Below are 5037 nucleotides of genomic sequence, written 5' to 3'. Positions count from 1 at the left end.
TACAACCGGCAGCGTCGTCATTCCCGGTTGGGTAATCTCTCACCGGCAGACTTCGAGAAGAACTATTATTGCATGGCTGCTTAATAAAAGAACAAATGACAGTGTCCGCTATTGCCAGTACACCTCACTCTCGTATGCGTGTCCGACAGGTGGACCCTCGAGTTCGATTTGGCCCTCTATGGTTGTGCAGAACTCATGCATAACGCCATCCACCTAGCCAAGAGGGCTGGTTCCAGAGGTGAACGGCTGACGGAGGAAGACGAACAGACGGCTATCACAGAGGCTAAGGAACATTGGGCACAACTGGAGACAGCAGGCCACTCTGTAGTAAAGCTTGCCTCAATCATCTACCAACCACTGGCTGACAGTGATGTGTCGAAAGCTGTAACAGCACAATATGCAGCCCACCTGATATCAACCGGAGAATATGGAGGGGGCAATGAACTCTATCATCGCCTGCCACCTTACCTACAACGTGCATTCCATCATTTAACTGGCAAGGTGGTAGAGTGACGGTACCAACTATTACGGAGTTGGATCTTGAGGCATTGGCTACTCTGACCCCTGACTTAAATTTCGAGGATGACGAGCGGCGTGCAGTACTGCTCGAAAATCAGTCCAGGGACATAAACGCTGCACCAGGCAGCGGCAAAACCACAGTGCTTGCCGCAAAACTCTTAATACTCGCACGAAAATGGGAAGCCGCTCGCAGTGGCATCTGCGTCCTAAGTCACACCAATGTCACCCGGGACGAGATACAACGACGACTTGGGAAAAGTATTGAAGGAAGTCGATTACTGACATATCCCCACTTCATTGGAACGATCCATGCACTGGTTAACTATTTCCTGGCCCTGCCTTACTTGCGCAGCCAAAATGTGGAAGTGAATATCATCGATAATGATGTGTTCAGTCGCCAAGCACTCACTCTAGCCCGCATGAATTGGAGTTTACGTACTTGGATGGACAAAAACGTCAGTGTCGCTCCCATGGTTCAGGGACTGATTTTCAGCGGGGCTGAACTGAAAATAATCAGCGAGAGCGGAAATCTACCGAAAGAGGGTTCGAAAACTCATCCAGTGATCCAAAGTATAAAAGCACGACTGGCGAACGAGGGGATCTTCCGTTATGCCGATATGTTTGCATTTGCTGAGAAGCTGTTGACGAACACCCCGGAGATCCGAGCTCATATGTCGCGGCGTTTCCCAATCGTATTTATCGACGAAATGCAGGACACATCTTGGGAACAGGAGCGCCTTTTACAACTAATGTTCGACGAAACAGTGATCATTCAGCGTTTTGGCGACATCAATCAGCGTATACTCGGGAATACACAAGGTGCCGAAAATCTCACCTTTCCAAAAGCAGATGCACTACCCATATCCACGAGCAAACGGTTCGGCCCATCAATAGCTCAGGTCGTTGCCAGTACGCAAGTGTCAGGAGTCCCGGTGTCAGGTGATGGAGTTGATCGCCATGCTCCCATGTTGTTGGTCTATCCGACGGAACAGGTTAGCCAGGTCATCGCGGTTTTTGGTGCCAAAGTGCTTGAGCGATTCGATGAAACTATTCTCCGTACTGGTACGGTGAAGGCTCTATGTGCCCGAAAGCAAGGCGATGCTGCAACGTACACTGCCGGTAGAACTCTTCTGGATTATTGGCCAGCCATTGCTACCAATAATGCCCCAGACTTAAATATGGATCACTTCTGGTCACTGCTGGTTGGGAAGAGAAAGATAAATGAACCATCACTTTCTGGACGTGTCGGTGAGGTGCGACGAGCATTATTCATCGTGCTACGCGACGCTAAAGCAGAGATCGTTCGTGACTTGAAGGCTGATTACCAGTTGCTTCGAAAGCTGGGCGATACCGGTGGAGACATACCAAATTTCCGGTTATTACTACGCGACTTGGCCATGAATAGAACATCGGTGGTCACCGAAGAAGGGCGGCACGAAATACTAACAATGATTTATGGGCGTTTACGTCCCCTGTTGCCAGAGAATATGACGGGAGAAATGTTCAGATCATTGCCGGTTTTCTTGGTACCGGATGCTTCGGTTGTTTCGGTAGAACAGCGAACTATCTGCTCACTTGAGCGAGATGGTCGACGGCTCGATATCCAGGTTGGCAGCTTAGCTTCAATGAAAGGCGAAACACACTTGGCGACCCTCGTACTTGAGTCTCTGGGTCATCCGAGCCGACGTTTTGATATTGAGGCTGCATTGCCCGTGATTGCGGGGTTAGAAGTGCGAAAAGAAAATATGCCTGAAGGGCATTTGGCACAGTTCAGAAATTTATATGTCGCCATGTCTCGTCCAACCAGCTTCCTCTGTCTAGCGGTAAACGCTGAGCGGGTAACTGAAGAGTGTAAGATGGCTCTGATCAGACAAGGTTGGAATATCAACTATCTGGCCTAAGCTTGGTAGCCCCATTAACCTATACCAATAGCCAGCATTCTGGGGTTCCACGCCGGAAACCTAGATTTTTCCGCATCCAGTCACAGTGAACATGTCACATTAAGGCTCAGTGGGAACGAAGCTGCAAAATGCGATATTTGTCTCTTTAGCCAGTGGGGCTGTCGCCCGCCAGTGTTCTGATCCGCTGGCGTAGAGTCTCAACCGGTAGAGTCTCAATGTCCGGCAGCATGGCCACCAGGGACAATGCCTGGATAGCTAACACAATCGCCCTGGGAGGTTTACTCTGTTCATAACGGATGTAGGTACGCATCGAGATGCCAAACTCCTCCGCCGCTCGCTCCTGCGTCCAGTCAAGCCCCGTCCGCCAAAGTTTCAACTCGAATCCCGTCATCGTTCACCCAGTCACTCGAATGTGCCATTTTGTCACATTATACCTTTATAATCTTGTTTTTCACACCAGGCCGAGCGTCGGAAATTTCGGCGGTTCTGGCTAGCTGGCATGACATCGTAAGTTTTGGGTTCAATGCGCGTCAGCGCATGAAGGCGACAAACATGGCCATAAAGAACAGGGCAGCCTGACGGCTGCAAATTGAAAACCCCGCCATGGTTCATCCCCGTCGTTGCCTTACACTAAGTGGAATAGGTATGATCTGACTACATATTTTTCTCAGAGCCTTTCCCCATGATGACCCGTAAAAGTATCGACACCATCCTCCTCTCTGTTGCCGCTGATAAGCTTTCACAGCGTGAATGGGACTGGATTAAGCTGATGAAGCCCATGGACCCGCCGCCGGCAATGGTCGCCAGCGCTATACTGGAGCACCGCCACGATGCTGCAGCTCTCCGCCGCCTGCAGGAAACCGGGAATTAATCTGCCCCGTGGTTTCCGGTTTCAGCCCCCGTCCGCTCAAAAAACTGTTCACGGCTAACCAGTGCTGGACGTCTTTCCTCGACGCCGGTGGTCTGCGCGATATCGAAGTCGAAGCCGTCACCAAAATGCTCGCCTGCGGCACCCGCATAAGCGGCGTGAAGGAATGGGGCACAGACTATATGCCGCTTCCTCGATCGGACAGACTCGCGGCGTTGCCGCTCCCTAATCCGTTCTTGCGGCGAGCGGTGGTGGTGATTTTGGGAACATTGTTTTCACCACTGAACAAGCTTCAACAAAAATAAACAGCAGATTTGCAGTACCAGAGAGTGTCAACAAGGTCAAACCTCTCGTTTTCCTGCGTCTGAATCGCCATAAAATTGATTTTTAAGTGTTGAATCAAACTTTCTCCACCAGTAAACAGAAAAACCCCGAAAAATCGCGTACAGCGCGTTTTAGCTGCTGTATAAATGCACATATTGCCCATTGCCATGATGTATGATTTGATGCAAAATAACATCAATATATAATTCTTGAGAGGCGATTTTATGAGAACGACAGTCACCATTGATGATTTGCTGTATGCGCAGGCTCTGGAAATGGCAGATCCGGGTATGGACAAGGCTGATATTTTCCGGGAAGCAGTGAAAACGTTTGTTCGGGTACAGGCAGCAAAAAGGCTTGCTTCACTTGGCGGCTCATCGCCTGAAATGCAGGTGATCCATCGCCGCCGCGAGGAGCCATCCGCATAATGACTATTTTGGTTGATACGTCTGTCTGGGTTGACCATTTCAGAAACCGGAATGATGGATTGATTCAGTTGCTGAGTTGGGATCTGGTTTTGATTCACCCAATGATACTGGCAGAGATAGCCTGTGGAACGCCACCGGCGCCAAGACTGCGAACGATTGGCGATCTGGGGCTGTTACCAGAGTGTCATCAGGCTAATATTACCGAAGTTATGACGTTTATTGAAAACGAGAAGCTGTACGGGCTTGGATGTGGACTGGTTGATATTACGTTACTTGCATCGACCCTCATAACACCAGGTGCGAGACTCTGGACGCTGGATAAGCGACTTGAGAGGCTTGCTAAACGTCTTAATGCGAGCTATCAGCCGGTTCATTGACGTATTCAAAACCCAATGTGTTTGTACGAAAGACAATCAAGAAGACAAAACAAATAGTTGCCGGGCAGAAAGGAATAAAAAATGGGCGATCTCAAAAAGTATTTACCTCTATTAAGCGTTAACTCATTATTTATTGAAGATTTAATGTTAGATAACCCTCCATGTTTTGCTTTTGGATATGTAGAAGAACGAGGCGAAAAATGTGGGTTCATTGCCTTGAGGCCAGAAATATCGATCCCTACTGAGTCCACTCAGCAAGGGATGCACTTTGGGCATTCTGTTATTGGAACAATGGAAGAACCGGTACTTCATTTTGCTTTTGAATTTTATGGACATGCGACATATCACGGTCTTGTTCCCTCCGGCAACCCCATCATCCAGGCTGTGCTCAACACCATGCTGGAGACCGAGGATTATTTTTTCTTTGCCATCAATCCAGATAACTCTATTACTGCATTTCGTTCCCCGTTAGATGGCACAATGCTCATGCAGCTTGAGGTAGCCTGATTTTAACGGACACTCCTTCCTGAGTAGAATGGGATTAAAAGGAGTTCACTATGACCAGAAAAACTCAACGTTACTCGAAAGAATTTAGGGCCGAAGCCGTTAAAACCGTCTTG

The 5037-nt window shown here is 48.9% G+C and carries 7 protein-coding genes and 1 pseudogene; 7 read left to right on the top strand and 1 reads right to left on the bottom strand.

What is annotated here, in order from left to right; genetic code table 11:
- Nucleotides 1-195: 195 nt before the first annotated feature.
- Both ACMV5H_RS25045 and ACMV5H_RS25040 read left to right on the top strand, forming a co-directional pair.
- On the top strand, nucleotides 196-513 hold the full coding sequence (locus tag ACMV5H_RS25045) for a hypothetical protein (protein WP_414822745.1): 318 nt from the start codon (nucleotides 196-198) through the stop codon (nucleotides 511-513).
- On the top strand, nucleotides 510-2420 hold the full coding sequence (locus ACMV5H_RS25040) for a UvrD-helicase domain-containing protein (RefSeq protein ID WP_414822744.1): 1911 nt from the start codon (nucleotides 510-512) through the stop codon (nucleotides 2418-2420). Before ACMV5H_RS25045 ends, ACMV5H_RS25040 begins: the two co-directional genes overlap by 4 nt.
- Before the next feature lie 145 nt (nucleotides 2421-2565).
- Here the strand turns inward: ACMV5H_RS25040 and ACMV5H_RS25035 are convergent, their stop codons facing one another.
- A complete protein-coding gene (locus ACMV5H_RS25035) occupies nucleotides 2566-2796 on the bottom strand; it encodes a transcriptional regulator (RefSeq protein ID WP_414822743.1) in 231 nt (76 codons plus the stop codon).
- Between the two features lie 306 nt (nucleotides 2797-3102).
- On the opposite strand from ACMV5H_RS25035, the gene ACMV5H_RS25030 reads away from it, so the two are divergent.
- The 5 genes and pseudogenes from ACMV5H_RS25030 (at nucleotide 3103) to ACMV5H_RS25010 (ending at nucleotide 4924) form a co-directional block, all read left to right on the top strand.
- Nucleotides 3103-3291: a hypothetical protein gene (locus ACMV5H_RS25030; RefSeq protein WP_414822742.1), complete on the top strand. Its 189-nt coding sequence runs from the start codon at nucleotides 3103-3105 to the stop codon at nucleotides 3289-3291.
- A gap of 8 nt (nucleotides 3292-3299) precedes the next feature.
- A pseudogene (locus ACMV5H_RS25025) lies at nucleotides 3300-3482 on the top strand (IS91 family transposase); the annotation flags it as partial.
- Between the two features lie 354 nt (nucleotides 3483-3836).
- On the top strand, nucleotides 3837-4040 hold the full coding sequence (locus tag ACMV5H_RS25020; protein ID WP_223501659.1) for a type II toxin-antitoxin system VapB family antitoxin: 204 nt from the start codon (nucleotides 3837-3839) through the stop codon (nucleotides 4038-4040).
- The gene (locus ACMV5H_RS25015; protein ID WP_223501661.1) at nucleotides 4040-4417 is read left to right on the top strand and encodes a type II toxin-antitoxin system VapC family toxin; all 378 of its coding nucleotides are present in this window, start codon (nucleotides 4040-4042) and stop codon (nucleotides 4415-4417) included. Before ACMV5H_RS25020 ends, ACMV5H_RS25015 begins: the two co-directional genes overlap by 1 nt.
- An 81-nt stretch (nucleotides 4418-4498) precedes the next feature.
- Complete coding sequence (locus ACMV5H_RS25010) at nucleotides 4499-4924, top strand: hypothetical protein (RefSeq protein WP_414822741.1); 426 nt, start codon at nucleotides 4499-4501, stop codon at nucleotides 4922-4924.
- Nucleotides 4925-5037: the final 113 nt, after the last annotated feature.

Origin of the sequence: Serratia sp. N21D137, from assembly GCF_047530005.1 — a bacterium.
GTDB classification, from domain to species: domain Bacteria; phylum Pseudomonadota; class Gammaproteobacteria; order Enterobacterales; family Enterobacteriaceae; genus Chania; species Chania fonticola_B.
The sequence above is the reverse complement of the archived record's forward strand: the minus strand, read 5'-3'. Positions and strand labels throughout refer to the sequence as shown.